The 25,552-nt window shown below is 74.0% G+C and carries 17 protein-coding genes; 10 read left to right on the forward strand and 7 right to left on the reverse strand.

Annotation, left to right across the window (positions count from 1 at the left end):
* Window positions 1-400: 400 nt before the first annotated feature.
* Window positions 401-2,722 (forward strand): bifunctional (p)ppGpp synthetase/guanosine-3',5'-bis(diphosphate) 3'-pyrophosphohydrolase, encoded by a 2,322-nt coding sequence (locus tag VGH76_RS09800; protein WP_331556507.1) that lies wholly within the window; start codon window positions 401-403, stop codon window positions 2,720-2,722.
* Here the strand turns inward: VGH76_RS09800 and VGH76_RS09805 are convergent.
* Entirely contained in the window at window positions 2,706-3,296 is a 591-nt protein-coding gene (locus VGH76_RS09805) for a TetR/AcrR family transcriptional regulator (RefSeq protein WP_331556471.1), read from the reverse strand. The genes VGH76_RS09800 and VGH76_RS09805 overlap by 17 nt on opposite strands.
* A 72-nt stretch (window positions 3,297-3,368) precedes the next feature.
* Between VGH76_RS09805 and VGH76_RS09810 the strand changes: the two genes are divergently transcribed.
* A complete protein-coding gene (locus tag VGH76_RS09810; protein WP_331556472.1) occupies window positions 3,369-4,115 on the forward strand; it encodes a 3-oxoacyl-ACP reductase family protein in 747 nt (248 codons plus the stop codon).
* A 43-nt stretch (window positions 4,116-4,158) separates the two neighbouring features.
* On the forward strand, window positions 4,159-4,947 hold the full coding sequence (locus tag VGH76_RS09815; RefSeq protein WP_331556473.1) for an enoyl-CoA hydratase/isomerase family protein: 789 nt from the start codon (window positions 4,159-4,161) through the stop codon (window positions 4,945-4,947).
* On the opposite strand, the gene VGH76_RS09820 is transcribed toward VGH76_RS09815, so the two are convergent.
* Window positions 4,880-6,265: an AI-2E family transporter gene (locus VGH76_RS09820; RefSeq protein WP_331556474.1), complete on the reverse strand. Its 1,386-nt coding sequence runs from the start codon at window positions 6,263-6,265 to the stop codon at window positions 4,880-4,882. The genes VGH76_RS09815 and VGH76_RS09820 overlap by 68 nt on opposite strands.
* Before the next feature lie 146 nt (window positions 6,266-6,411).
* Here VGH76_RS09820 and pyk point away from each other — a divergent pair, with 146 nt between their 5' ends.
* The 3 genes from pyk (at window position 6,412) to VGH76_RS09835 (ending at window position 9,525) form a co-directional block, all read left to right on the forward strand.
* The gene (gene pyk / locus VGH76_RS09825) at window positions 6,412-7,830 is read left to right on the forward strand and encodes a pyruvate kinase (protein ID WP_331556475.1); all 1,419 of its coding nucleotides are present in this window, start codon (window positions 6,412-6,414) and stop codon (window positions 7,828-7,830) included.
* A gap of 93 nt (window positions 7,831-7,923) precedes the next feature.
* Window positions 7,924-9,114, forward strand: coding sequence for a MalY/PatB family protein (locus VGH76_RS09830; protein ID WP_331556476.1), 1,191 nt, complete (start codon window positions 7,924-7,926; stop codon window positions 9,112-9,114).
* A 198-nt stretch (window positions 9,115-9,312) separates the two neighbouring features.
* Complete coding sequence (locus VGH76_RS09835) at window positions 9,313-9,525, forward strand: hypothetical protein (protein ID WP_331556477.1); 213 nt, start codon at window positions 9,313-9,315, stop codon at window positions 9,523-9,525.
* A gap of 51 nt (window positions 9,526-9,576) precedes the next feature.
* On the opposite strand, the gene VGH76_RS09840 is transcribed toward VGH76_RS09835, so the two are convergent.
* Genes VGH76_RS09840 through treZ form a run of 3 tightly spaced genes read right to left on the reverse strand, consistent with a single transcriptional unit; the run spans window position 9,577 to window position 13,429 of the window.
* On the reverse strand, window positions 9,577-10,818 hold the full coding sequence (locus VGH76_RS09840) for an acyltransferase (RefSeq protein ID WP_331556478.1): 1,242 nt from the start codon (window positions 10,816-10,818) through the stop codon (window positions 9,577-9,579).
* Window positions 10,819-10,843: 25 nt separating this feature from the next.
* The gene (locus VGH76_RS09845) at window positions 10,844-11,641 is read right to left on the reverse strand and encodes an SGNH/GDSL hydrolase family protein (RefSeq protein WP_331556479.1); all 798 of its coding nucleotides are present in this window, start codon (window positions 11,639-11,641) and stop codon (window positions 10,844-10,846) included.
* Window positions 11,642-11,647: 6 nt separating this feature from the next.
* Complete coding sequence (gene treZ / locus VGH76_RS09850) at window positions 11,648-13,429, reverse strand: malto-oligosyltrehalose trehalohydrolase (protein ID WP_331556480.1); 1,782 nt, start codon at window positions 13,427-13,429, stop codon at window positions 11,648-11,650.
* A gap of 112 nt (window positions 13,430-13,541) precedes the next feature.
* On the opposite strand from treZ, the gene VGH76_RS09855 reads away from it, so the two are divergent.
* The 4 genes from VGH76_RS09855 (at window position 13,542) to VGH76_RS09870 (ending at window position 20,867) form a co-directional block, all read left to right on the forward strand.
* Window positions 13,542-18,473: a SpoIIE family protein phosphatase gene (locus VGH76_RS09855; RefSeq protein WP_331556481.1), complete on the forward strand. Its 4,932-nt coding sequence runs from the start codon at window positions 13,542-13,544 to the stop codon at window positions 18,471-18,473.
* Window positions 18,474-18,517: 44 nt separating this feature from the next.
* Window positions 18,518-19,558, forward strand: coding sequence for an aldo/keto reductase (locus VGH76_RS09860; RefSeq protein ID WP_331556482.1), 1,041 nt, complete (start codon window positions 18,518-18,520; stop codon window positions 19,556-19,558).
* 114 nt (window positions 19,559-19,672) lie between these two features.
* Complete coding sequence (locus tag VGH76_RS09865; protein ID WP_331556483.1) at window positions 19,673-19,888, forward strand: hypothetical protein; 216 nt, start codon at window positions 19,673-19,675, stop codon at window positions 19,886-19,888.
* A gap of 4 nt (window positions 19,889-19,892) precedes the next feature.
* Complete coding sequence (locus VGH76_RS09870; RefSeq protein ID WP_331556485.1) at window positions 19,893-20,867, forward strand: ferric reductase-like transmembrane domain-containing protein; 975 nt, start codon at window positions 19,893-19,895, stop codon at window positions 20,865-20,867.
* Between the two features lie 54 nt (window positions 20,868-20,921).
* On the opposite strand, the gene treY is transcribed toward VGH76_RS09870, so the two are convergent.
* Window positions 20,922-23,324 carry a malto-oligosyltrehalose synthase gene (treY, locus tag VGH76_RS09875; RefSeq protein WP_331556486.1) on the reverse strand — a complete coding sequence of 801 codons (2,403 nt, stop codon included), beginning with the start codon at window positions 23,322-23,324 and terminating at the stop codon, window positions 20,922-20,924.
* A complete protein-coding gene (glgX, locus tag VGH76_RS09880; protein WP_331556487.1) occupies window positions 23,321-25,543 on the reverse strand; it encodes a glycogen debranching protein GlgX in 2,223 nt (740 codons plus the stop codon). The genes treY and glgX overlap by 4 nt, the downstream gene beginning before the upstream one ends.
* Window positions 25,544-25,552 lie beyond the last annotated feature (9 nt).

The following is a 25,552-nucleotide window of genomic DNA, read 5'->3' on the forward strand; positions in this document are numbered from 1 at the left end:
GTCGTCCTCGCCCCGGCCCACCGGGCGACGGCCGCGCGACAGGCGGCCGCCGTCGTCCTGTGAGCAACCGTTCACCGACGGCCGTGCCGCCCCGTCGTCGCGGCCTCGCGCGCAGCGACGGAGGGTGACCTCTCGTCCCCCTCACGTGCCGGCGGAGCGGACGGCGGTGCTCCGGTGACCTACCCTTGAAGGATTCCGGACCGGGACCCGTTCCCGAGGCCGGAGAGCCCTGTAGCGGCTCGACCAGCGGAGGTGCTCACCAGTGAGCCAGGACGTGGGGCCGGCGGCCGACACGGTCGAGCGCGACGCCGGCACGGACGGGGCCGGGGTGACCACGGGCGCCGACGGTCTCGACGCCGAACCGACGGTCGGGTCGAGCGAGCCGCGCGAGGCGCAGCGGCTGGAGCCGAGCGCCTCGACCAGCACCGGCAACGGCGCCGCGACGACGCGGCCGCGCTCGGCCACCCGCCGGGTGCGGGCCCGGATCGCGCGGCGGATCACCGCCCAGCGCACCGGCCCGGTCAAGCCGGTCCTCGAGCCGCTCGCCACCGTCCACCGCGAACTGCACCCGAGCGCCGACCTCGCGGCGCTGCAGCGCGCCTACGACACCGCGGAGGCCTTCCACGAGGGCCAGATGCGCAAGTCGGGCGACCCGTACATCACCCACCCGCTCGCCGTCGCGACCATCCTCGCCGAGCTCGGCATGGACACCACCACGCTGGTCGCGGCGCTGCTGCACGACACCGTCGAGGACACCGACTACTCGCTCGAGACGCTCTCGGCGGACTTCGGGGCCGAGGTCGCCCACCTCGTCGACGGCGTCACCAAGCTCGACAAGGTCCAGCTCGGCGCGGCGGCGGAGGCGGAGACGATCCGCAAGATGGTCGTCGCGATGGCGCGCGACCCGCGGGTGCTCGTCATCAAGCTCTCCGACCGGCTCCACAACATGCGCACCATGCGCTTCCTCAAGCCGGAGAAGCAGGCCAAGAAGGCCCGCGAGACCCTCGAGGTGCTGGCGCCGCTGGCGCACCGGCTGGGGATGTCGACGGTCAAGTGGGAGCTCGAGGACCTCGCGTTCGCGATCCTGCACCCCAAGCGCTACGACGAGATCGTCCGGCTGGTGGCCGACCGGGCGCCGTCACGGGACACCTACCTGCGCACCGTGATCGCCGAGGTCTCGGGCCAGCTCGAGGCGGCCCGGGTGAAGGCCGAGGTGCTCGGCCGACCGAAGCACTACTATTCGATCTACCAGAAGATGATCGTCAAGGGCAAGGACTTCGACGACATCCACGACCTGGTCGGAGTCCGCATCCTCGTCGAGGACGTCCGCGACTGCTACGCCGCGATGGGCATGGTCCACGCGCTGTGGCAGCCGATGCCGGGGCGGTTCAAGGACTACATCGCCCAGCCGCGGTTCGGCGTCTACCAGTCGCTGCACACCACGGTGATCGGGCCGGACGGCCAGCCGCTCGAGGTGCAGATCCGCACCCACGAGATGCACCGCACCGCCGAGTACGGCATCGCCGCGCACTGGCGCTACAAGGAGACCAAGGGCTCGCACGGCGGCGGGGGCCTCGAGCTCGACGAGATGGCCTGGATGCGCCAGCTCCTCGACTGGCAGCGCGAGGCGGCCGACCCGGGGGAGTTCCTCGAGTCGCTGCGCTACGACCTCGCGACCCGCGAGATCTTCGTGTTCACGCCGAAGGGCGACGTGATCACGCTGCCGCACGGCTCCACCCCGGTCGACTTCGCGTACGCCGTGCACACCGAGGTCGGCAACAAGTGCATCGGCAGCCGCGTCAACGGCCGGCTCGTCGCGCTCGAGCGCCAGCTCGAGAACGGCGAGGTCGTCGAGATCTTCACGTCGAAGGCCGAGGGCGCGGGCCCGTCGCGGGACTGGCTGGGCTTCGTCGCCTCGCCGCGGGCCAAGCAGAAGATCAAGCAGTGGTTCGCCAAGGAGCGCCGCGAGGACGCGATCGAGGCGGGCAAGGACTCCATCACGCGGGAGGCCCGCCGCACCGGGCTGCCGCTGCAGCGGCTGGTCTCGGCGGACTCGATGGGGGCGCTGGCCCGCGAGCTGCGCTACGCCGACGTCTCGGCGCTCTACGCGGCGGTGGGGGAGCACCACGTCTCCGCCCGCCACGTCGTGCAGCGGCTCGTCGCCCTGCTCGGCGGCGTGGAGCAGAACGAGGACGAGCTCGCCGAGCGCGCGACGCCGTCGACCGCCCAGCGGCGCCGGGGGACCGGCGACGTCGGGGTCGTCGTCAACACGGCGGACAGCGACGCCGGCCCGACCTCCGACCTCTGGATCAAGCTCGCCCGCTGCTGCACCCCGGTGCCCGGCGACGAGATCCTCGGCTTCGTCACCCGCGGCGGCGGGGTCTCGGTGCACCGCACCGACTGCACCAACGCCGACGACCTGCGCGCCGAGCCGGAGCGCCTCGTCGACGTGAGCTGGGCGTCGTCGTCGACCGCGGTGTTCCTCGTGGCGATCCAGGTGGAGGCCCTCGACCGGCACCGGCTGCTCTCCGACATCACCAAGGCGCTCGCCGACGAGAAGGTCAACATCCTCTCGGCGTCGGTGACGACGAGTCGCGACCGGGTGGCGGTGAGCCGGTTCAGCTTCGAGATGGGCGACCCCAAGCACCTCGGGCACGTGCTGCGCGTGGTGCGCAACGTCGAGGGCGTCTACGACGTGTACCGGGTCACCTCGGCGGGCTGACCAGCTTCATCAGGGTGTCCGCGAGGTCGTCCATCGCGCGGTCCTGGGCGGGTCCGTCGAGGTGGGAGCACCACAGCGGGGCCTGGCTCATGGCGGCGTGCATGGCCTGCAGCGTCGCGTCCTCGTCGACGATGGCGAACTCGCCCGCCGCGACCCCCTCGCGCACGACCTGGCGGAACACCTGGTCGTGACGGCGGCGCAGGTCGTGGATCCGCGCCCGCAGCGTGTCGGGCCAGGAGTCCGGCACGAGGAAGAGTCGCAGCGCGGCGGGGTACTCACGGACGGCGATCGCGACGTGCTCGCGGACCAGGGTGCGCAGGCGCCGGCCCGGCGACCCGTCGGCGGGGAGGCCCTCGAGACGCTCCGTCCAGTCGGTGCCCAGGGTCTCGATGGCCGCCGTCGCCAGCTCGTCCTTGCCCGCGAAGTAGTAGTAGAGCGAGCCCTTGGTGACGTCGAGGCGCTCGGCCACGTCCTCGAGGTTCGCCGCGTCGTAGCCGCGCTCCCCGAACACCTCGGCGGCGGCCGCGACGATCCGCCGCACGCGCTCGTCGCGCTTGCGCTGGACCCGGTTCACGACGTCTGACCCTAGCGTCAAACTTTGACCACCGCTATTGACTCCGGGGTCGCGGTCCGCTTCGCTCGCACCATGGGACGGCTGGACGAGGGCATCGCGATCGTCACCGGCGCCGGGCGGGGCATCGGCCGGGCGATCGCCGAGAAGCTCACCGCGGAGGGGGCCACCGTCGTCGTCTCCGACGTCGACGCCGAGACCGCCCGGGCCACGGCCGAGGCGCTCGGCGGGACGGCGATCGGGATGCCCGCCGACGTCGCGGACCGCGACTCGGTCGCCGCGCTGGTCGACGAGACCCGCAGCCGCTTCGGGCGGATCGACGTGCTGGTCAACAACGCCGGCTGGGACAAGGTCGGGCCGTTCGTGGAGTCCGACCCCGCCGACTGGGACCGCATCGTGGCGATCAACCTCTTCGGGGTGCTGAACACCTCGCGGGCGGTGCTGCCGATCATGGTCGAGCAGGGCGCGGGCGCGGTGGTCAACCTGGCCTCCGACGCCGCGCGGGTCGGCTCGTCCGGCGAGGCGGTGTACTCGGCGGCCAAGGGCGGCATCGTCTCGTTCACCAAGACCGCCGCCCGCGAGGTGGCCCGCCACCAGGTGCGGGTCAACTGCGTGTGCCCTGGGCCGACCGACACGCCGCTGTTCGCCGCGGTGGTCGAGGGCAACGACAAGCTGCGCGACGGGCTGATCCGGGCCATCCCGCTGCGTCGGCTCGCCCAACCGGCCGACATCGCCAACGCCGTGTCCTTCCTGGCCTCCGACGAGGCCTCCTTCATCACCGGCCAGACGCTCAGCGTCAGCGGCGGCATGTCGATGAGCTGACCGGCCCCGCCGCCCCCCACCGTGCGACCCCGAGGAGCCGACCGTGACCTTCTCCGACTACCAGCAGCTCCTCTTCGAGCGCCGTGACCACGGCGTCCTGCTGATCACGATCAACAACCCCGAGAAGTACAACGCCGCCGACGAGGAGCTCCACGGCGAGCTGGCCCGGGTGTGGAACGAGGTGTCACGCGACCCGGAGACCCGCGTCGCCGTCGTCACCGGGGCGGGGAGGGCGTTCTCCGCGGGCGGCGACCTCGCGATGGTCGAGCGCATGGCCGGTGACCACGGGCGCGTTTCGCACATGCTCGGCGAGATGAGCGACCTCGTCTACAACATCATCAACTGCGAGAAGCCGATCATCTCCGCGATCAACGGGGTCGCGGTGGGCGCCGGGGTGGTGGTCGCGCTGCTCGCCGACATCGCGATCTGCGCCGAGGACGCGAAGCTCGGCGACGGGCACGTCAAGCTCGGGGTGTCCGCCGGCGACCACGCGGCGATCATCTGGCCGCTGCTCGCCGGAATGGCGAAGGCCCGCTACTACCTGCTGACCGGGGAGATGGTCACCGGCGCCGAGGCGGAGCGGCTCGGGATGGTCGCCAAGGCGCTGCCGCGCGACCAGGTCCTCGACGAGTCGCTGCGGGTCGCCGACGTCCTCGCCACCGGCGCCCAGCAGGCGATCCGGCTGACGAAGCGCTCGCTCAACAGCTGGCTGCGCTCGGCCGGACCGACCTTCGACCAGTCCGCCGCCTACGAGATGCTCTGCTTCATGGGCCCCGACGTCCTCGAGGGCGCTGCGGCGCTGCGGGAGAAGCGGGCGCCGAAGTTCTCCTAGCCGCCCACTCCGGGCGCGCCGAGCGCGGGTCGAGCGGGTCGATCGTCGACGGGTCGGTGTGCGCGTCGTCGGGCCGGGTGAGCGACCGGAGCCCGGCGTCGAGCACCGTCACCAGCGGGACCGCGAGCAGCGCCCCGGGGATCCCGGCGATGACGAGCCCGCAGGCGATCGGCAGCACGACCGCGAGCGGGTGGAGCTTGATCGACTTGCCGAGGAACAGCGGCTGGAGGACGTAGCCCTCGAGGTTCTGCACCGCGAGCAGCAGCACGACGACGAGCAGCATGTCGGTGACCCCGCCGCTCACGAGCGCGACCAGCGCCGCCACCGCGCCCGAGACGACCGCGCCCACCGTCGGGACGAACGCCCCGAAGAAGATCAGCGCCGCCAGCGGCACGGCCAGCGGGACCCCGATCAGCCACAGCCCGACCCCCGCCGTCACGGCGTCGATGAACGCGACGACGACGATCGCGCGGGTGTAACCCACGAGCGAGGCGAAGGCGCGCCGCCCGGCGACGTCGGCGCGCGGGCGCACCCGGCCGGGCACGCCCCGGAGCAGGAAGCGCCAGATCGCGCCGCCGTCGTGGATCAGGAAGATCAGCGTGAAGAGCGCGAGCAGGCCCTCGGTGAACAGTTCGCCGACGGTGCTGACCGCGCCGAGCGCGCTGGCCGCGATGGTCGCCTGGCTCGCGCGCACGTTGGTGAGCAGCTGGTCGCCGATCGCGGTGAACTGCTGGTTGTTCAGCCCGAGCGGCCCGGTGCGCACCCAGTCCTGGATCTCGGAGAGGCTGTTCGTCAGCTGACTGGTCAGGTCGGGCAGTCCGGAGATGAACGCGAACACCACACCGGTGAAGACCCCGCCCACGACCGCGAGGCCCCCGACGACGACGATCGCCGTCGCGATCGCGTGCGGCATCCACCGGAGCCGGGTGCTCAGCATGTGCGCCTCGGGGGCGAGCAGCGAGGCGGCGATGAGGGCGAGCACCACGGGGATGAGGACCACCGAGACGGTCCCCGCGAGGTAGATGACGACGAAGCCCGCCGCGGCGATGAGCAGGACGCGCCAGGCGAGCCCGGCGGCGACGTCGAGCCCGTGCGGGACCCGCCATCGCGCGGGCGACGCGGGATCGGTGTCGTCGGCCCCGGCGTCCGGGACCGTGTCGGCGCCGGCGGCGGCGTCCGGTCCGCTGGCGGCCGGTCCGGTGGCGTCGGGAGCGGCGCCGTCGGGAGCAGCGCGGTCGTCGGTCTCGGTGCGGTGCGTGTCGTCCACCTCGTCCGGGCGCCACCGGGCCACGTCGGTCTCCCCGTGCGACGCCGCCACGGGCGCCACGGTAGTCGGGCCGTGCCGGGCGGTTCGGGGCTCGGTCGTCCGGATGGTCCCCGCTCACGCCGTCGGGGAACCGGGGAAGGCCCGGCACTGTGTCCCGGGCCTCCTGGATCGGTGCAGGCGGTCGTACGATGAGCCGTGTGAGCCGTCGCGCCAAGATCGTCTGCACGCTGGGTCCGTCGACGTCCTCCCCGGAGCGGATCCGCGCCCTCGTCCGTGCGGGTATGGACGTCGCCCGGCTCAACTTCTCCCACGGGGAGTACTCCCAGCACGCCGAGATCTACCGGCGGGTGCGGGAGGCCGCGGACGCCGAGGGCCACGCCGTCGGGATCCTCGCCGACTTGCAGGGCCCGAAGATCCGGCTCGGCACTTTCGCCGACGGCCCCCAGATCTGGGCGACCGGCGAGACCGTCCGCATCACGACGGACGACGTCGTCGGCACCCACGACCGCGTCTCGACGACCTACCGGGGTCTCGCCGACGACGTCCGGCCCGGCGAGTCGCTGCTCATCGACGACGGCAACGTCTCGGTGGAGGTCATCGACATCGAGGGGCGCGACGTGGTGTGCCGCGTCGTCGAGGGCGGGCGGGTCTCCGACCACAAGGGGATCTCGCTGCCCGGCACCGTCGTCTCGGTGCCGGCGATGAGCGAGAAGGACGAGGCGGATCTGCGCTTCGCGCTCGGGCTGCGCGTCGACATGATCGCGCTGTCGTTCGTGCGCTCGCCGGCCGACGCCGAGCTCGTCCACAAGATCATGGACGAGTACGACGCCCGGCTGCCCGTGATCGCGAAGATCGAGAAGCCGGAGGCGGTCGACGCGCTGGAGGCGATCGTGCTGGCGTTCGACGCGATCATGGTGGCCCGCGGCGACCTCGGCGTCGAGCTGGCCCTCGAGGACGTCCCGCTGGTGCAGAAGCGCGCGGTGCAGATCGCGCGGGAGAACGCCAAGCCGGTGATCGTCGCGACGCAGATGCTCGAGTCGATGATCCACAACTACCGCCCGACCCGGGCGGAGGCCTCCGACGTCGCGAACGCGGTGCTCGACGGCGCCGACGCGATGATGCTCTCCGGGGAGACCTCGGTCGGCGACTACCCGATCGAGACGGTGCAGACGATGGCGCGCATCGTCGAGGCGGTCGAGTCCGGCCCGGCGTCGGTCCCGGCGATCCAGCACGTGCCGCGCACCCAACGCGGGGTCGTCACCACCGCGGCGCGGGACATCGGGGAGCGGCTCAACGCCCGCGCCCTCGTCGCCTTCACCCGCACCGGGGACACCGTGCGCCGGCTCGCGCGGCTGCACACCCGGCTGCCGGTGCTGGCGTTCACGCCGGTCGCGGAGATCCGCTCGCAGCTGGCGCTGTCCTGGGGGGTGGAGACCTTCCTGGTGCCGTGGGAGGACACGACCGACGCGATGATCCGGCGGGTCGACGAGTCGATCCTCGAGATCGGGCGGTTCGCGCCGGGGGAGCTGGTGGTCATCGTCGCCGGCTCGCCCCCGGGAGTCGCGGGCAAGACGAACCTCATCCGGGTGCACAAGCTGGGGGAGGACGCCCGCTGAGCCCACCCGGTTCGGAGCGAGCGGCACTCTCGCTGCTTCTACGCGAGCGAACGGGCCGCTCGCTCCACACCGGGGTGGGGTGATCATGGAGCCATGGCGCACCCGTACGACGCGCTGACCGCCGACGCGATGCGGGACGGCGGTAGCTGGAAGTGGTCCACGCCCGGCGTCGACGCCCACGGTCGCGGGCTGATCGGGGCGTTCGTCGCCGAGATGGACTTCCCGCCGGCGCCCGCGGTGGCCGAGGCTGTCCGGGCGAGCGTCGACGCCAACCACTTCGGCTACCTGGCCGACGCGTGGGTGGCCGAGATGGCGACGGCGTGCGCGGCGTTCTGGGCCGACCGCTTCGGCTGGGCGCCCGACCCGGACCGCATCCGTCCGCTGCCCGACGTCCTCACGGGGCTCACGGCCACCATCCGGCACTTCACCCCGCCCGGCAGCCCGGTCCTGCTGCCGACTCCGGCCTACATGCCGTTCCTGCGCGTGCCGGGGATGCTCGACCGCGAGCTGGTCCGGGTGCCGATGGCCCACGACAAGGCAGACGAGCCCGCCGATGGGGACTGGTCGCTCGACCTCGACGCGCTCGACGCCGCCTTCTCGACCTCGGGTGCCGGGCTCCTCGTGCTGGTCAACCCGCACAACCCGACCGGGCGCGTGCTGCGCGCCGAGGAGCTGGCCGGGATCACGGAGGTCGTGGAGCGACACGGCGCCCGCGTGTTCGCCGACGAGATCCATGCGCCGCTGACGTTCGACGGACGGGTGCACCGGCCCTACGCCGCGTCCTCGGCGGCCGCGGCGGCCCACACGGTGACGGCGACCTCGGCGTCGAAGGCCTGGAACCTGCCGGGGCTCAAGTGCGGCCAGCTGATCCTCTCGAACGCCGACGACGCCGCGCGGTGGACCGAGGTCGGGTACCTCTCCGAGCACGGGACCGCGACGCCGGGCGTGCTCGCCTCGACGGCCGCCTACGCGCACGGTCGCGGGTGGCTCGACGACGTCCTGACCTACCTCGACGGGAACCGGGCGCTGCTGGCCGGGGCCGACCTGCCGGGGATCGAGGTCACCGTGCCCGAGGGCACCTACCTGGCCTGGCTCGACGCGACCGCGCTCGGGCTGGAGGAGCCGCCCTCGGCGTACTTCACCCGAGAGGCCGGGGTGGTGATGACCGACGGCGCGGCCTGCGGCGGCCTCGGCGGGATGCGGCTGAACCTGGCGATGGCGCGCCCGGTGCTGGCCGACGCACTGGAGCGGGTGGCGGCGGCGTCAGCGGTGATCCGTCGCTGACATCCGTTCGGGGCCTGTTCGAGCGAAGGGCACCCTCGTTCGGTTAGATCGGCCGTGGGCGCCCCTCGCCGGAACGGTTGCGGCCCACCGCGGACGAGCGAGGGGCACCACCGTGCGAATAGATCGATCGAAGATGCCCTTCGCTCGGATCGGGCTGGGAGCCGCCGCCGAGCCGAGCCCGCCGTTAGGGTCGAGGGCATGGGGCTGTCGTTCTCCGAGGAGCCCGAGACCGGTCTGGTCGCGGTGACACTGACGGACTCCGACGGCGAGGTCGTCCAGTCCCGGGTGGTCGCGGCGGAGGAGCTCGCGCGGATCGCCGCCTCGGCCCGGCGGGCCAGCGCGCGGGCGGCCGAACGGGGCGAGCCGCTCTTCGTCACCCTCGACGAGCTGATCGACGGCCCGCCGGAATAGGTGCGCTCCGCGCCCGTGAGCACTTTCGGGGGCTATGACCCCGGAAAGTGCTCACCTGCGCGGAGCGCACCTACGACCCGTCAGCGCCGCACTCCACGGCAGCCTTCGCGCCACGTCGGCCACCAGCACCGACCCGACCACCGTGCCCAGGTAGAGCGCCAGCAGGGTCGAGCCGGACCCCACCGCCCCGACCCACCCGCCGGCGATCGCGAGCAGGCCGGCGAGCACCACCGGGTGCGCCAGGAAGATCCCGAACGACCGGTCCGACGCGTACGCCAGGACCCGCCGCGCCGGACCGCCCGGCCGCCACCCGGCGGTCACGACGAGGCTGAGCGTGTACAGCCCGAGGACCGCGACGAGGAACCACACGATCGTCGTCGGCTGGAACACCGCCGCGGCCATCGACGGCACCGTCCCGCCGTCCACCGCGAGGACGTAGAGCACCTCGGCGGCGGCGACCACCACGACGACGAGCCCCGCGATCACCCACCGGAACCGCAGCACGAGCGCCTGGACCTGGTCGAGGTGCAGCGCGGCGACCGCCCCGACCACCGGATAGAGCAGGTATGCCGGCAGCAGCACGAAGCCGTGCGCGACGAGGAACGTCCCGAAGCCGTTCGCGGGCGGGTCGATCAGCAGCTCGCAGACCACGACCTGCACCACCAGCGCCACCCCGAGCACGACGCCGTGGCGCACCCGCCCGAGCCGGCGCAGCCCCGCCAGCAGCGCCGGGAAGACGAGATAGAGCTGCAGGGTCACCAGCAGGAAGTACAGGTGGTACCAGGCGGTGCCCTCGAGGGCGTTCCAGCCCATCGTCGCCAGCTCCTGGGACACCGTCGGCTCCGGGGTCCCCGGCGGCCGGGTCCACACCGCGAGCAGCGAGTACAGGGCGGTCCAGGTGAGGTAGGGCGTGAGGACGAGCGGGATCCGCTTGCGCCAGAACGGCGCGGGGCGCTGGGGCCGGCGCAGCGCCTGGAACGTGAGCACGAACCCGGTGAGGGTGAAGAACGCCTCGCGGGTGAAGTGCAGCAGCAGCTGGCCCGCGTTGGAGCCGACGTTGTCGATCGTCGTCGTCGCGGACAGGACGTGGACCCCGATGACGCAGGCGAACGTCAGCAGCCGGAAGAGGTCGACCTCGTGCAGGTGACGCCGGTCGGAGGCGGGCGCGGGACCGGGCCCGGCGGACGCGGGTGGTGCTGCGGGTACCGGTGGGGCGGACGGTGCGACCGGTGCTGCCCGGTCACGTTCGGGGCGCTGTGCGGTCACCATGACGACACCCAGCGTGCTCCCCACGCCTGGGAGCCGGCTGTGTGGACCGTCAGGACGGCGTCAGGCGCGGTGGCGACGACCCGTGGGGACAAGTCCCCGGCCCGGCGAGGCCCACCCGGACCAGGCCGTCGAGCACATGGTCGGCGACGAGCCGCTGGCCGGCGGCGGTGGGGTGCAGGCCGTCGGCGACGCGGGGGAACGACCAGCCCTCGGCCAGCGGGTCGAGGACGACGACCCGGGGATCCGCGCGCCGGGCGGCCGCGACGATCGTCGCGTCGGTGGCGCGCGCCTCGGCGCTCGGCACCCCGACGTGCGCGAACACCGTGATGAGCACGAGGTGGGTCCGGGGCAGCTCCCGGCTCACCGCGGTGACGGTGGAGGTGACGGCGGCCTGCAGCGTCCGCGGCGACGTGCCGATGTCGTTGTGGCCGGCCTGCAGCACCACGAACGACGGGTCGAGCCGGGCCAGGTCGGCCTCGCGCGCGAGCCGGGCGACCGGGCCCTGCTCTCCCCGGCCGGTGGCGACGTACCCGGCCCCGGGCACCGCCCCGACCAGGACCCGGTGCCCCAGGCAGTGTCCGACCATGGCGGGCCAGGCCTGTTCCGGGCTGCTCCCGGTGCCTGCGGAGATCGAGGCACCCAGCACGACGAGCGGGTGGTCGACCGGCGGGGGACCGGCGGCCGGCGGGAAGGACGACGGCGCCGGCGCGGCGGAGGAGGTCAGGGTCCCGACGACGAGCAGGGCGGCCGCGATCGCCGCGGCGACGCCCGACCCCGTGACGAGGGCGACCCGACGACGCCGGGTGGCGTGCAGGCGGGACGTCCGGCGCCGGACCGTGTCGAGCACCCCGCACTACCCGACGCGGACGAGCGCGAAGGACTCGGGCGGCAACGTCACCGCGCCCTCGGACACCCCCGCGCCGAGCGGGGCCGCCAGGCAGGAGTGGGCGCCGTCGACGACGACGGTGCGCTCGGTGGGCGCGAGGTTGACCACCAGGCGGAGGTTACCCCGGTGCAGGACGAGGGTGCGTGAACCCGGATCGGCGTCGCAGCGCACCCGGTCCAGCCGCGGGTCGGCGAGCTCGGGCTCGGTGCGCCGCAGCGCGATGAGTGAGCGGTACACCTCGAGCAGCCACGCGTGCTGCCCCTCCTCGGGCTCGGACCAGTCGAGCCGGGAGCGCTCGAAGGTGGCGACGTCGGTGGGGTCGGGCACATCCGCGGCACCCCAGCCGTGCGCCGCGAACTCCGCCCGCCGCCCTGTCCGCACCGCCTCGGCGAGCCCCGGGTCGTCGAACCCGACGAAGAACGCCCACGGGGTCGACGCGCCCCACTCCTCGCCCATGAACAGCATCGGCGTGAACGGCGAGCAGAGCACCAGCGCCGCGCCGCAGGCGAGCAGCTCCGGCGAGACCGACGCCGAGAGCCGGTCGCCCGCGGCGCGGTTGCCCACCTGGTCGTGGTCCTGCAGGTAGGCCAGGAACCGGTAGCCCGGGGTGCGCGCGAGGTCGACCGGCCGGCCGTGGGTGCGGTCCCGGAAGGTCGACCACGTCCCGGCGTGCACGTAGGCCTCGCCCAGCACGTGCGCGAGGGTCTCCAGCTCGCCGAAGTCGATGTAGTAGCCCTGGGTCTCCCCGGTGAGCGTGGAGTGCAGGGCGTGGTGGATGTCGTCGCACCACTGGGCGTCGAGGCCGTAGCCGCCGGCCTCGCGGGGCGTGACCAGCCGCGGGTCGTTGAGGTCGGACTCGGCGATCAGCACGCACGGACGGCCGAGGAACGCCGCGAGCGAGTCGGCCGTCGTCGCCATCTCCTCGAGCAGGTGGGTGGCGCGGGCGTCGCGCAGGGCGTGGACGGCGTCGAGGCGCAGCGCGTCCACCGCGAAGTCGGTGAACCACATCGCGAGGTTCTCGAGGATGTAGGCGCGCACGGTGTCCGAGCCGGGCCCGTCGAGGTTGAGCGCCGCCCCCCAGTCGTTGGAGCCGCCGAAGTAGGGCCCGAACCGGTCGAGGTAGGCCCCGGACGGCCCGAGGTGGTTGTAGACGGCGTCGAGCACGACGGCGAGCCCGCGCTCGTGGCAGGCCGCGACGAACCGCCGGAACCCGTCGGGCCCGCCGTAGTTCTCGGTGACCGCGAACCACAGCACGCCGTCGTAGCCCCAGCCGCGGGTGCCGTCGAAGGCGTTGACCGGCAGGACCTCGACGTGGGTGATCCCGAGGTCGACCAGGTGGTCGAGGCGCTCGACCGCGCTGTCGAACGTGCCACCCGGGGTGAACGTGCCGACGTGCAACTCGTAGATCACCGCGCCGGGCAGGCCCCGCCCGGTCCAGCCCTCGTCGGGGATCCGCGACGACGCCGGGTCCCAGACCCGCGAGGCGGCGTGCACCCCGTCGGGCTGCCACCGCGAGCGGGGGTCGGGCAGCGGGTCGGCGCCGTCGAGGGCGTAGGCGTACGCGGTGCCGTGGCCGGCGCCGTCGACCCGCGCGTGCCACCAGCCCCCCTCACCACGGCTCATCGGGTGCTGCGTGCCGTCCACGACCACCGCCACCGAGCCGATCCCGGGCGCCCACACCGCGAACCGTCCGTCGACCCCGAGTCCGTCCGCCCGGGAATCGTCGCCCCAGTCCAACCGCACCGTCATGGCGCGGATCATCCCGGCGCCGGACCGCCACCGCGAACGCGCGGCCCCGGGTGACCGCCGGGTACCGTCTCGGTCGCGCTACCCGCGCGTGGAACCAGCCGAATGGAAGCCGATGTCGCAGACGGGTGATGCGCCGACCCCGGCGAGCATGGACCCGCTGTTCGCGGGCCAGGCGGGCGTCGCCCGGGACATGGCGGCGGTCGACTGGGCCGCGACACCGCTCGGTCCGCCCTCCGGCTGGCCGTCGGCGCTGCGAGACGTGGTGCGCGTCCTGCTCACCTCGCGCTTCTCCATGTGGATGGCGTGGGGCCCCGATCTGACGATGTTCTACAACGAGGCCTACCGCGCCGCGACGCTGCGCCGCAAGCACCCGTGGGCGCTGGGCCGCCCCTTCGACGAGGTGTGGGCCGAGATCCGGGAGGACCTGACCCCGCAGATCCGCACCGTCCTCGAGGACGGCGAGGCCACCTGGGACGAGGACCTGCTGCTCTACCTCGAGCGCAACGGGTGGCCCGAGGAGACCTACCACACGTTCTCCTACAGCCCGCTCTACGACGGGGACCGGGGCGTGCAGGGCCTGCTGTGCGTCGTGGCCGAGACGACCGAGCGGGTGCTCGCCGAGCGCCGGATGGCCTTCCTGCGCGACCTCGCGAGCGCCATGACCTCGGCGCGGTCGATCGACGAGGTCACCGCCGCGTCCCGCGAGGTGCTCGGCGGCGCCCGCCGGGACCTGCCCTTCGGCCTGCTGTACCTGCTCGACCCGGCCGTGGCGTCCCGCCGGGCCCGCCTCGTCGCCGCGGTGGGGGTCGACGCGGACGGGCCCGCCGCCCCCGCGGTCGTCGAGCTCGGGGTCCCCACGCGCTCCTGGCCCTCGGCCGGCGTCGGCACCCGGGACGGCGTGCTGCCCCTCGCCGACGCCGTGGCGGGCGTCCCGCCGGACTGCGACCGCGTCGCCGTCGTCCCGCTCACCCCCGCGACCACCTCGGGCCAGGACGGCGGGCCGATCGGGGTGCTGGTGGTCGGGCTGTCGCGCCACCTGGCCTACGACGAGCGCTACCGGGACTTCGTCGAGCTCGTCGCCGGCCAGGTCACCTCCGGGGTGCTCGACGCCCGCGCCGCCGAGGCCGACCGGGAACGCGCCGAGGCGCTCGCCGACCTCGACCGCACGCGGCGGCGCTTCTTCGCCGACGCCAGCCACGAGCTGCGCACCCCGCTGACGCTGGTCGCCGGCCCGGTCGACGACCTGCTCGCCGACCCCGTGGTGGACCCGGAGCGCTGGCGCTCCGAGCTCGCCGTCGTCGCCCGCAACACCCGCCGGCTTGCCCGGGTCGTCGACGACCTCCTGGAGGTCTCCCGCCTGCAGGCGGGCGAGGGCGACCGGCACCGCGAGGTGGTCGACGTCGGGCAGCTGACCGGGGAGATCGCCGGGATGGTGGCCTCGGCCATGGAGCGGGCGGGCCTGGAGTACGTCGTCGACGTCGTCCCCGGGACCATGCCCGTCGCGGTGGGCCAGGACGGCTGGGAACGGGTGGTGCTCAACCTCGTCACCAACGCGCTCAAGTACACCCGCACGGGTCGGGTCGAGGTGCGCCTGCGCCGCGACGAGGACCGGGCCGTGCTCACCGTGTCCGACACCGGCGTCGGGATCCCGGCCGCCGAGCTGCCGCGGCTCTTCGACCGCTTCCACCGCGTCGAGGGCGGCTGGGCGCGCTCAGCGGAGGGCAGCGGCATCGGGCTCGCCCTGGTCCACGAGATCGCGACCCGTCACGGCGGCGAGATCGACGTGGCGAGCGAGCTCGGCGTCGGCACCACGTTCACCGTCACCCTGCCCGTGGCGGCCGTCGAGCCCGACGGCGTGGGCTCCGGCGAGGTCGGCGGGCGGGCCCGGGCGCTCATGGACGAGGCGTCGCGCTGGATCCCCGACGACGTGGTCGACCCTGCGGCCGCGCCGCCCGCCCCGGCCGCGGACGGCGAGACCGTCGGGCGGGTGCTCGTCGCGGACGACAACGCCGACATGCGCGCCTACGTGACCCGGCTGCTCGCGCCGCGGTGCACCGTGACCCCGGTGGCCGACGGCGACGCCGCCCTCGCGTCCGCGCTCGCCGACCCGCCGGACATGGTGGTCACCGACGTCGTCATGCCCGGCCGCAGCGGGCTCGACCTGCTGGTCGCCCTGCGGGCCGACCCGCGCACCGCCCGCATCCCGGTGCTGCTGCTCTCCGCCCGGGCGGGGGAGGAGGCCGCCGTCGAGGGCCTCGCCGCCCAGGCCGACGACTACCTGGTCAAGCCGTTCTCCGCCGCCGAGCTCCAGGCCCGGGTCGCCGCCCACCTCCAGCTCGGCCGGGCCCGCCGTGAGGCGGAGGCGCGGTTCTCCGCGGTCGCCGACCTCGCGCCGGTGATGATCTGGGTGGCGGGCGCCGACGGGGCGCGGCTGTTCCTCAACGCCGGCTGGTCACGCTTCACCGGGCTCGACCCGGCCACCGAGCTCGGCCACGGCTGGCTCGAGGGCCTGCACCCCGACGACCGCGCCGCCTACCGCGAGACCGCCGAGCGCGGGCGGGTCACGAGCCAGGGGTGGGAGGTCGACTACCGGCTGCGCCACGCCGACGGCACCTACCACCGCGTCGTCGAGCAGGCCGTGCCGGTGCCCGCGGGGGGCACCCTCGACGGGGCCGAGCCTGCGACCGGCTGGATCGGCAGCTGCGTGGACGTGCACGCCCGGCTGCGCGACGCCGACCGCGCCACCCTGCTCGCCGAGATCGGCGAGGCGATGGAGGCCGCCGACACCGTCCCCGAGCGCCTGGACGAGCTCGTGCGGGTCCTGGACCGGGCCAAGCTCGGCGACCGCGTCCGCGCGATCGACCCGGCCGCCGGCGCGAGCCCGCTCGACGGCACCCACCGGCTCCGGCGACCCTTGGTCGTTCGAGGTCGGACGGTCGCGGTCCTCGAGCTCGACCGGGACCCCTCCTCCGAGCCGTGGTCGGCCGACGAGCGCACCCTCGCCGACGAGGTTGTCGCCCGGGTGCTGCCCGCGCTGGAGAACGCCCTGCTGCGCACCGAGGAGCGCACCGCCGCGGAGCGCCTGGTCCTCGTGCACCGCGCGACGGCGGCGTTCTCGGCCGCCGCGACCCCGCTCGAGGTGGCCCGCATCGCCGCGACGCACGTCGAGCAGCTGCTGGGCCCCGAGCTGCGCTGCGGCGTGTACGAGTACGACGCGGCCACCCGGCGGCTCTCGGTGCTCGTGCGCCGCCCCGCCGAGCGCGACGCCCGGTCCACCGCGGACGTGGTCGCCGTCGACATCGACTCGATCCTGACCCGCGCGGTCCAGGACGAGCGCGCGGTGTGGGTCCACGAGCCCGAGCCCGGCGAGGGCCCCGACGAGCAGGACCAGTCGCTCGTGGCGCTGCTGCGGGCGCGGGGACTCACCAAGGCGGTCTCGCTGCCCCTGATCGCCGCGGGTCGCGTGGTCGGGGCGCTGGAGGTCGGGTTCGCCGGTCGCGGCCGGCTCGACGACGGCGAGCGCACCACGCTGCAGGCGCTCGCGGAGCCGTGCGGGGTGGCGCTGGACCGCGCCCGGCTCTACCGCGCCGAGCACCAGATCGCGCAGACGCTGCAGCGGTCGCTGCTGCCCCAGGGGCTCCCGGAGGTCCCGCGGCTGCCGATCGCGGTGCGCTACCAGCCCGGCGCGGTCGGCACCTCGGCCGGCGGCGACTGGTACGACGTCGTCGAGGTCGACGACACCCACGTCGCCGTCGTCGTCGGTGACGTCGTCGGCCAGGGGACCGCCGCGGCCGCCGTCATGGGCCAGCTGCGGACCGCGCTGTCGGGGTACCTGCTCGCCGGGCACGGACCGGCCGCGGCGCTCGACCTGCTCGACGGCCTCGTCGCCCGCGTCCCCGGCGCCCGGGCCTCGACCGCGGTGTGCCTGCTGGTGGACACCGTGACCGGGGACGTCCGCTGGTCGCGCGCGGGCCACCTGCCCGCGCTGCTCGCCCCGGCCGACGGCGGGCGCCCCCACCTGCTCACCGACCCCGCCGGGCACGGACCGCTCCTCGGGCTCGCCCACGCCCGCAAGCGGCCCCGCACCGAGGGCACCACCACGATCGCCCCGGGGACCTCGGTGGTGCTCTATACCGACGGCCTCGTGGAGCGCCGCGGGGAGTCCCTCGACGAGGGCCTCGACCGGCTCGTCGAGGTCGCCGTGGCGTGCGAGGACCGGACGCCCGAGGCGATGGCCTCGGCGCTGCTCGGCGGCCTGGTCCCCGCCGGTGCCCTCGACGACGTCGCGGTCGTCGTCCTCCGGCTGGCGCCGCCGCCGCTCGAGGTCCACCTGGCCGCCGACCCGGCCCGCCTCGGGCCGCTGCGCCGGGCCGTCGCGGGATGGGCGGACCAGGCGGGGCTGCGCGCCGAGGTCCTCGACGACCTGCAGCTCGCCCTCGGCGAGGCCGCCACCAACGCCGTCGAGCACGCCTACGGCGCCGTCCCGCCCCAGGGCGCCGGGGTCGACGTGCGGCTCACGGTCCGGGCGGACGGCGGGGTCGGGGTGTGGGTGCGCGACCAGGGCGCCTGGCGGGATGCCCCCGCCGACCCCGGCCACCGCGGCCGGGGTCTGGTCCTCATCCGCGCCCTCGCGACCGACGTCGTCGTCGAGGGCGGGCCCGAGGGCACCGCGGTGACCTTCACCGTCGCGCCCGGACGCCACGAGGCCGCGGACGGCGCCGTCGTCGGCGCGCAGGACTCGGCGGAGCGGCCGGTGCACGTGGACACCCAGGCGGTGGCCGGCGGCCACCTGGTGCGGATCTCGGGGGACCTCGACCTGGCCGGGGCGCACGAGGCGCGGCGGCGCCTCGCGCCCGCCGAGCGCGACGGGCGGTGGACGCTCGACGTGACCGGGGTGGGCTACCTCGCCAGCGCCGGGGTGGGTCTGCTGCTCGAGGCCGCGGAGCACGGCGCGGAGCTGGTGCTGCCCGAGAGCGGCGCGGCCGCCCGGGTGCTGGCCCTGTCCGGCTTGAGCGCCCCGGCGCGGACGGCGAGCGGGTCCTGAGCAGGCCCCGTTCGGGTCGGCCCCCGAGCGGGCACTCGGAGGGCATGGAGTACCGCCAGCTCGGACGGTCGGGACTGCAGGTCTCGACGATGACCATGGGCACGATGACCTTCGGCGGCGAGGGGGGCTTCGCCAACGTCGGCAACACCGACATCGACGAGGCCCGCCGGCTGATCGACGTCTGCCTCGAGCGCGGGGTCAACCTGATCGACACCGCCGACGTCTACTCGCAGGGCACGTCCGAGCAGATCGTCGGCGAGGCCGTGAAGGGCCGCCGCGACGACGTCCTGCTCGCCACCAAGGTGCGCATGCCCATGGGCGACGGCCCCAACGACGCGGGCCTGTCCCGCGAGCACATCGTGCGGGGGTGCGAGGACTCGCTGCGCCGCCTCGGGGTCGACCACATCGACCTCTACCAGGTGCACGCCTGGGACGGGGTCACCCCGCTCGAGGAGACCCTCGAGGCCCTCGACACCCTCGTGCGCAAGGGCAAGATCCGCTACATCGGCTGCTCGAACTACTCGGCCTGGCACCTGATGAAGGCGCTCGGCGTGTCGGCGCAGACCGGGATGCAGCGCTTCGTCTCCCAGCAGATCCACTACACGCTGCAGGCCCGGGAGGCCGAGTACGAGCTGATCCCGGCCACGATCGACCAGGGGCTCGGGGTGCTCGTCTGGTCGCCGCTGGCCGGTGGCCTGCTCTCGGGCAAGTTCCGCCGCGGGAAGGACGCCCCGGAGACCTCGCGGCACCTCACCGAGTGGGACGAGCCGCCGGTCCGTGACCGGGAGAAGCTCTACGACATCGTCGAGGCGGCCGTGGAGATCGGCGAGGCCCACGGGGTCTCGGCGGCGCAGGTGTCGCTGGCCTGGCTGCTCGCCAAGCCGGGGGTGACCTCGCTCGTCGTCGGCGCCCGCAACGAGGACCAGCTGACCGACAACCTGGCCGCCGCGGAGCTGACGCTCTCCGACGACGAGGTCGCCCGGCTCGACGAGGTCTCCGCGCCGCCGCTGCTCTACCCCTACTGGCACCAGCAGAAGACGGCCTCGGACCGGCTCTCGCCCGCCGACCGCACCCTGCTCGGCTGATCGGCTCACGCCGGTGGTCCGTCCTCGGATCACCGGCGCCGGGCACGGCCCCCTGGCGAGGTCACACCGGCTTCATCCGTCATCCTGGGACGACGAGTCCGGGGAGGTGACGGGGTGGCAGACGGCCGTGGGACGCGCCCACCGTCGACGCGGGCGCGTCAGAAGCGGGCCCAGCACGAGACGAACAAGCGGCTCATCGTCGAGACCACCGCGTGGATCACCGCTGTCGCGGCAGCGCTGACCGTCGGGCTGGAGGCCGGGATCTCCGCGACCGCCACCGCGCCCGACGTGCCCCGCGTGACCCCCGTCGAGTACCAGTACTCCCGCTGACGCCGTGCTCCAGCTCTGGTTCGTCTCCCGTGCCCTCGGGGCGATGGCGCTGCTGCTCCTCAGCCTCGTCATCGTCCTGGGGATCCTGCACAACACCTCGGTCGTCAAGAACGCCGAGCTCGGGCTGCCGCGGTTCGTGCTGGTCGCCCTGCACCGCAACCTGTCGCTGATCAGCGTCGTCTTCATCGCGCTGCACGTGGTCACGGTGATCGTCACCGACTACGTGCACCTGCGGATCGTCGACGTCTTCGTGCCGGGGATCGCGCCCTTCAACCCGGTCGCGGCCGCGTTCGGGACCGTCGCGACCGACCTGGTCATCGCCATCGTCGTCACCTCGCTGCTGCGGTCGCGGCTCTCGCGGCGGGTGTGGTTCTGGGTGCACTGGACGTCGTACCTGTGCTGGCCGGTCTCGGTGGTGCACGCGGTGCTCAACGCGTCCTTCCGCGGCACCACCTGGTGGACCCTCGCGGTGCCCCTGCTCTCGATGGTGGCCATCGCGGTGGCGCTGGTGTACCGGCGTCGGGACCGTCGCCGGGTGGGGGTGCCCGTCGCGGAGCGCGGGAAGGTCACCGAGGAGGCCATCAAACAGGTGACCGGGGAGCTGCCGATCCCGGGGCAGGGCCCGGCGGATCGTGCTGAGGGTGCCGGTGCTGCTGCCGATCCCGAGGCGGCGACGGAGCTCCTGACGAGGCCCGGGGTGGGCGGGGGTGGGGAGGCCGTTGCGGGCACGGCGTCCCGATCGGGTCCGTCGCCGCGGCCGCGGCCGGGTCGGCGGGCACCGGCCGGTCCTGCGCCGGTAGGCCCGGCCGGGCCGGCTCCGGCCGCGGACGGGAGTCGGGGTGGGCGGCACCGTCCCTCGGGCGAGGACGCGCCGGCCGCGGACGAGGCTGTCGACGCTGAGACCGAGGTGCTCCCGCCCGTCGAGGGCCGCACGCGGCGCGGGGTCGTCCCGCTCGCGCCGCGCTCGACTCGCCGCTGACCGGTCGACGGCCCGGTGAGAGGCCTCGTCGCGGGCGCCTGCGCTCGGGGCGGCTCAGGCCGGGCGGACCAGCAGGGCGACCGGGTAGCGCGCGAGCAGCTCCGCGACCTTCGGGGCCGAGCCCGGGACGGGCGTCCCGGTGACCATGTCGGTCCAGTCGTCGGCCCCGCCGGGCAGCGGGAGGACGGTGTCGCGCCACCCGCCGTCGGCCTCGAGGCCCGCCGGGAGCCGGGTGGCGACGGCCACCAGCCGCTCCCGTCCGGCCGGACCACCCCGGGCGAACGCCAGCGCGTGCCCGGCGGACGGGCCGGAGGCGGGGACCGGGGTGTAGCCCCAGAAGAGCTCGGGACGGAAGCGACGCAGCCGCAGGGCGGCCGCCGTCACGATGAGCTTGGTGGCGACCACGTCGTCGGACCCGGGGTCGTCGGTCGCGGAGATCGGGGCGGGCATCCAGCCGCCGTCGAGCCGCGCCAGGAGCTCCCGACGGCGGGCGAAGTCGACCGGGCGGCGGTTGTCCGGGTCGACGAGCGAGAACTCGAACAGCTCGGTGCCCTGGTAGACGTCCGGCACGCCCGGCCCGGCGAGCTGCAGGAGCTTCTGCCCGAGCCCGTTCGAGCGGCCGAAACGGTCGACGAGCCGGACGAAGGCTTCGATGTCGGCCACCGACTCCTCGGAGGCGAGCACGGCCTCGGGCCACGCGGCGATCGCCTCGTCCACCTCGGGCACCGCGTCGACGTGCGCCGTGACGAGCTTGGCCTCCTTCGAGGCCTTCGTCAGGTATCCGCCGAAGCGCTCCGCCGAGATCGGCCACGCGCCGACCAACGACTGCCAGGCGAGCAGCTCGAGCGAGGGCGACGTCAGGCCGGCCTTCGGCAGCGGATGCCGCGCCGAGAGCTTGCGCAGGAACGCGCCCCACTCGGCGGTGAGCTCCGAGAGCACCGCGAGGCGGGCCCGGACGTCCTCCGAGCGCTTGGTGTCGTGGGTGGAGAGCGTGGTCATCGCGGCTGGGGAGGCCGCGTCGCGGTGGGCGTTCGCCGCGTGGAACTCCGCGGGCGTCACGCCGAACCGGTCCGGCGCGCCGCCGACCTCGTTGAGTGCCACGAACCGGTTCCACCGGTAGAACGTGGTGTCCTCGACGCCCTTGGCGGTGACCATCCCGCTGGTCTGCTCGAACCGCAGGGTCAGCTCGCGACCGGGATCGGCCAGCATGGCGGTGCGGATCCGACGGACGGCGTCGGCGAGGTCGGGGCGCGACCCGCACGCGGTGTCGACGGCGAGCTCCAGGTCGGCCCGCCCCTCGGGCAGGTAGGAGCGGTACACCGGGAACGCGCCCAGCAGTTCGGCGACGGCCTCGACCATCGTCTCGGGCGCGTCGGCGTAGCCGGGCACCAGCGCGGCGATCCGGCGGACCTCGGCGACCAGGATCTCGTCGGTGACCAGCCGCTTCGCGGCGTGCTCGGCCACCGAGAGCCGTTCCCGTGACCCCGTGTGCTCGGCCGCCACCTGGTCGATCAGCGACTCGCCCCGCGGATCGACGAACACCCCGCACACCTCGCGCAGCGCGTCGTACCCGGTGGTGCCGTCCGCCGGCCACGACACCGGCAGCGCCTCGGTGGTGCCGTCCGCCCGCAGCGAGGTGATCTTCTCGACCAGCAGCCACGCGTTCTCGCCCAGCGCGGTCTCGGAGAGCCGGGCCCGCAGCCGCTGCAGGTAGGCCCCGGGGGCGGTCAGCCCGTCGGGGTGGTCGATGCGCAGCCCGCTGACCACGTCGGGGTCGGCCGCGACCCACCGCAGCACCTCGGCGTGGGTCGCCTCGAAGACGTCCGGGTCCTCCACGCGCACCGCGGCGAGGTCGGACACGTCGAAGAACCGCCGGTAGGTCAGCTCGGCGTTGCCCCGCCGCCAGTGCACCAGGCGGTAGTGCTGGCGCTCGTGGACCTCCTGGGGCGTGCCGTCCTCGGTGCCGGGTGCCACCGGGTAGCGGTGCTCGTAGTAGCGCAGCTCGGTCCGGTCGTCGGAGAGCTCCAGCGCCGACACGTCGTCGGGGGAGCCCAGGACGGGGACCAGGATGGGGACGCCGAGGTCCACGTCGTACCACGACGCGTACGGCGACCCGGAGCCCAGCTGCAGCAGCGACCACCACGACGGGTTCGCCGGCGGCACCGCGACGCCCATGTGGTTGGGCACGAGGTCCAGCAGCGCCCGCATCCCGGTCTCCCGCAGCGCCGCGACGAGCGCCACCCGGGCCGGCTCGCCGCCGAGCTCGTCGTTGGCGTGCGTCGGGTCGACCACGTCGTAGCCGTGGGTCGAGCCCGGCGCGGGCTGGAGCAGCGGCGAGCAGTAGAGCGCGCCCGCCCCGAGGTCGGAGAGGTAGCCGACCAGGTCCGTGGCGGCGGCCAGGTCCTGGTCGGGGGCGAGCTGCAGCCGGTAGGTGGACGGCGGGACGACGGCGCTCACCGGCCCGCGTCCGTGCGCTGCAGGAGGAGCATCGAGCGCGACGTGACGGTGAGCGTGTCGCCCCCGCCGAGGGTCTCGAGGTCGTCGGGGAGCTCGTCCACGGTCGTGATCGCCGACGTCCGGGCGGTCCCGACGACGACGGTGCCGCTGACGGTGTCGAGCACGGTGCCCCACCGGTCGGGCAGGCCCGCGCCCGGCAGCGTCACCTCGACGTCCTCGTGGTGGGCGTTGAAGATCAGCAGGAAGGAGTCGTCGACCACCCGCTGCCCGCGCTGGTCGGACTCCGCGATCCCCTCGCCGTTGAGGAACACCGTGAGGACCGCGGCCGAGCCGCCCTCCCAGTCCTCGTCGTCCATCTCCTCGCCGGACGACGTGAACCAGGCGATGTCCCGCTGGTAGTCGTCGTCCGTGCCGGCCTGGCTGGGCGCCATCGGGCGGATCGTGCGGCCGTTGAAGAAGCGCCGGCGGCGGAACACCGCGTGGGCCGCGCGCAGCGCCGACACCTCGGCGGCGTAGCCCATGAGCTCGGAGTCGGCCTTGTCCGGGGCCCACTCCAGCCAGGAGATGCGGGAGTCCTGGCAGTAGCCGTTGTTGTTCCCGTACTGCGTGCGGCCCATCTCGTCGCCGTGGAGCAGCATCGGCACGCCCTGGGACAGGAAGAGCGTCGCGAGGAAGTTCCGCCGCTGGCGCTGCCGCAGGGTCAGCACTGCCTCGTCGTCGGTGGGCCCCTCGACGCCGCAGTTCCAGGAGTTGTTGTCGTCGGCGCCGTCGCGGCCGCCCTCGCCGTTGGCCTCGTTGTGCTTCTCGTTGTAGGAGACGAGGTCGGCCAGGGTGAACCCGTCGTGCGCGGTCACGAAGTTGATCGACGCGTACGGCCGGCGCCCGTCGTCCTGGTACAGGTCGCTCGATCCCGTGAGGCGGGACCCGAACTCGCCGAGCGTCCCGGGCGTGCCGCGCCAGAAGTCGCGCACGGTGTCGCGGTACTTGCCGTTCCACTCGGTCCACCCGGGCGGGAAGTTGCCCACCTGGTAGCCGCCCGGCCCGACGTCCCACGGCTCGGCGATGAGCTTGACCTGCGAGATCACCGGGTCCTGCTGGACGAGGTCGAAGAACGTGGACAGCCGGTCGACGTCGTAGAACTCCCGGGCGAGCGTGGCCGCCAGGTCGAACCGGAAGCCGTCGACGTGCATCTCGGTGACCCAGTACCGCAGCGAGTCCATGATCAGCTGCAGCGTGTGCGGCTGGCGGACGTTGAGCGAGTTCCCGGTGCCGGTGTAGTCCATGTAGTACTGCGGCTGGTCGTCCACCAGGCGGTAGTAGGCCTGATTGTCGATGCCGCGCATGGACAGCGTCGGGCCCTGGTGGTTGCCCTCGGCGGTGTGGTTGTAGACGACGTCGAGGATCACCTCGATGCCGGCGGCGTGCAGGTCGCGCACCATCGCCTTGAACTCCTGCACCTGGGCGCCCGGCGACGGCGCGCCCGTGGGGCCGACGCTCGCGTACCCGAAGTGCGGGGCGAAGAAGGCGATCGTGTTGTACCCCCAGTAGTTGCGCAGCTCCCGCTGGACCAGGGCGTCGTCGTGCACGAACTGGTGGACCGGCATCAGCTCGATCGCGGTGACCCCGAGGCGCTGGAGGTGCGAGATCGTCGCCGGGTGCGCGACGGCCGAGTAGGTGCCGCGCATCTCCTCGGGGATCTCGGGGTGCAGGTAGGTGAGGCCCTTCACGTGGGCCTCGTAGATCACCGTCTCGTGGTACGGCGTGTGGGGCGGCCGGTCGTCGTGCCAGTCGAAGAACGGGTTGACGACGACGGCCTTGGGCACGTGCTGCGCCGAGTCGTCGTGGTTGACCTCGTCGGCGTCGTCGAAGTGGTAGCCGAACAGCGACTCGTCCCACGCGTAGGTGGTGCCCAGCGAACCGTCGACCGCCTTCGCGTACGGGTCGATGAGCAGCTTGTGGGGATTGCTGCGCAGCCCCTGCTCGGGCGCGAGCGGACCGTCGACGCGGTAGCCGTACCGCTGGCCGGGGACCACCCCGGGCAGGTAGCCGTGCCAGACGAAACCGTCGCGCTCGGGGAGCGGGATCCGGTGCTCCTCGCCGTCGGGGTCGAACAGACAGAGGGTGACCGCGGACGCGACCTCACTGAACAGTGCGAAGTTGGTCCCCGCGCCGTCGTAGGTGGCACCGAGGGGATAGGACGTCCCCGGCCAGGGCTGCATCGACTCTCC

Source organism: Actinomycetospora sp. (assembly GCF_036497585.1).
In the GTDB taxonomy this organism is placed as follows: Bacteria; Actinomycetota; Actinomycetes; order Mycobacteriales; family Pseudonocardiaceae; genus Actinomycetospora.

Excerpts from the sequence above, each read along its gene's own strand:
- VGH76_RS09810 (WP_331556472.1), top strand. The coding sequence starts at position 3,369 with ATGGGACGGCTGGACGAGGGCATCGCGATCGTCACCGGCGCCGGGCGG.
- VGH76_RS09830 (WP_331556476.1), top strand. The coding sequence starts at position 7,924 with ATGGCGCACCCGTACGACGCGCTGACCGCCGACGCGATGCGGGACGGC.
- VGH76_RS09835 (WP_331556477.1), top strand. The coding sequence starts at position 9,313 with ATGGGGCTGTCGTTCTCCGAGGAGCCCGAGACCGGTCTGGTCGCGGTG.
- treZ (WP_331556480.1), bottom strand. The coding sequence starts at position 13,429 with ATGACGGTGCGGTTGGACTGGGGCGACGATTCCCGGGCGGACGGACTC.
- VGH76_RS09855 (WP_331556481.1), top strand. The coding sequence starts at position 13,542 with ATGTCGCAGACGGGTGATGCGCCGACCCCGGCGAGCATGGACCCGCTG.
- VGH76_RS09860 (WP_331556482.1), top strand. The coding sequence starts at position 18,518 with ATGGAGTACCGCCAGCTCGGACGGTCGGGACTGCAGGTCTCGACGATG.
- glgX (WP_331556487.1), bottom strand. The coding sequence starts at position 25,543 with ATGCAGCCCTGGCCGGGGACGTCCTATCCCCTCGGTGCCACCTACGAC.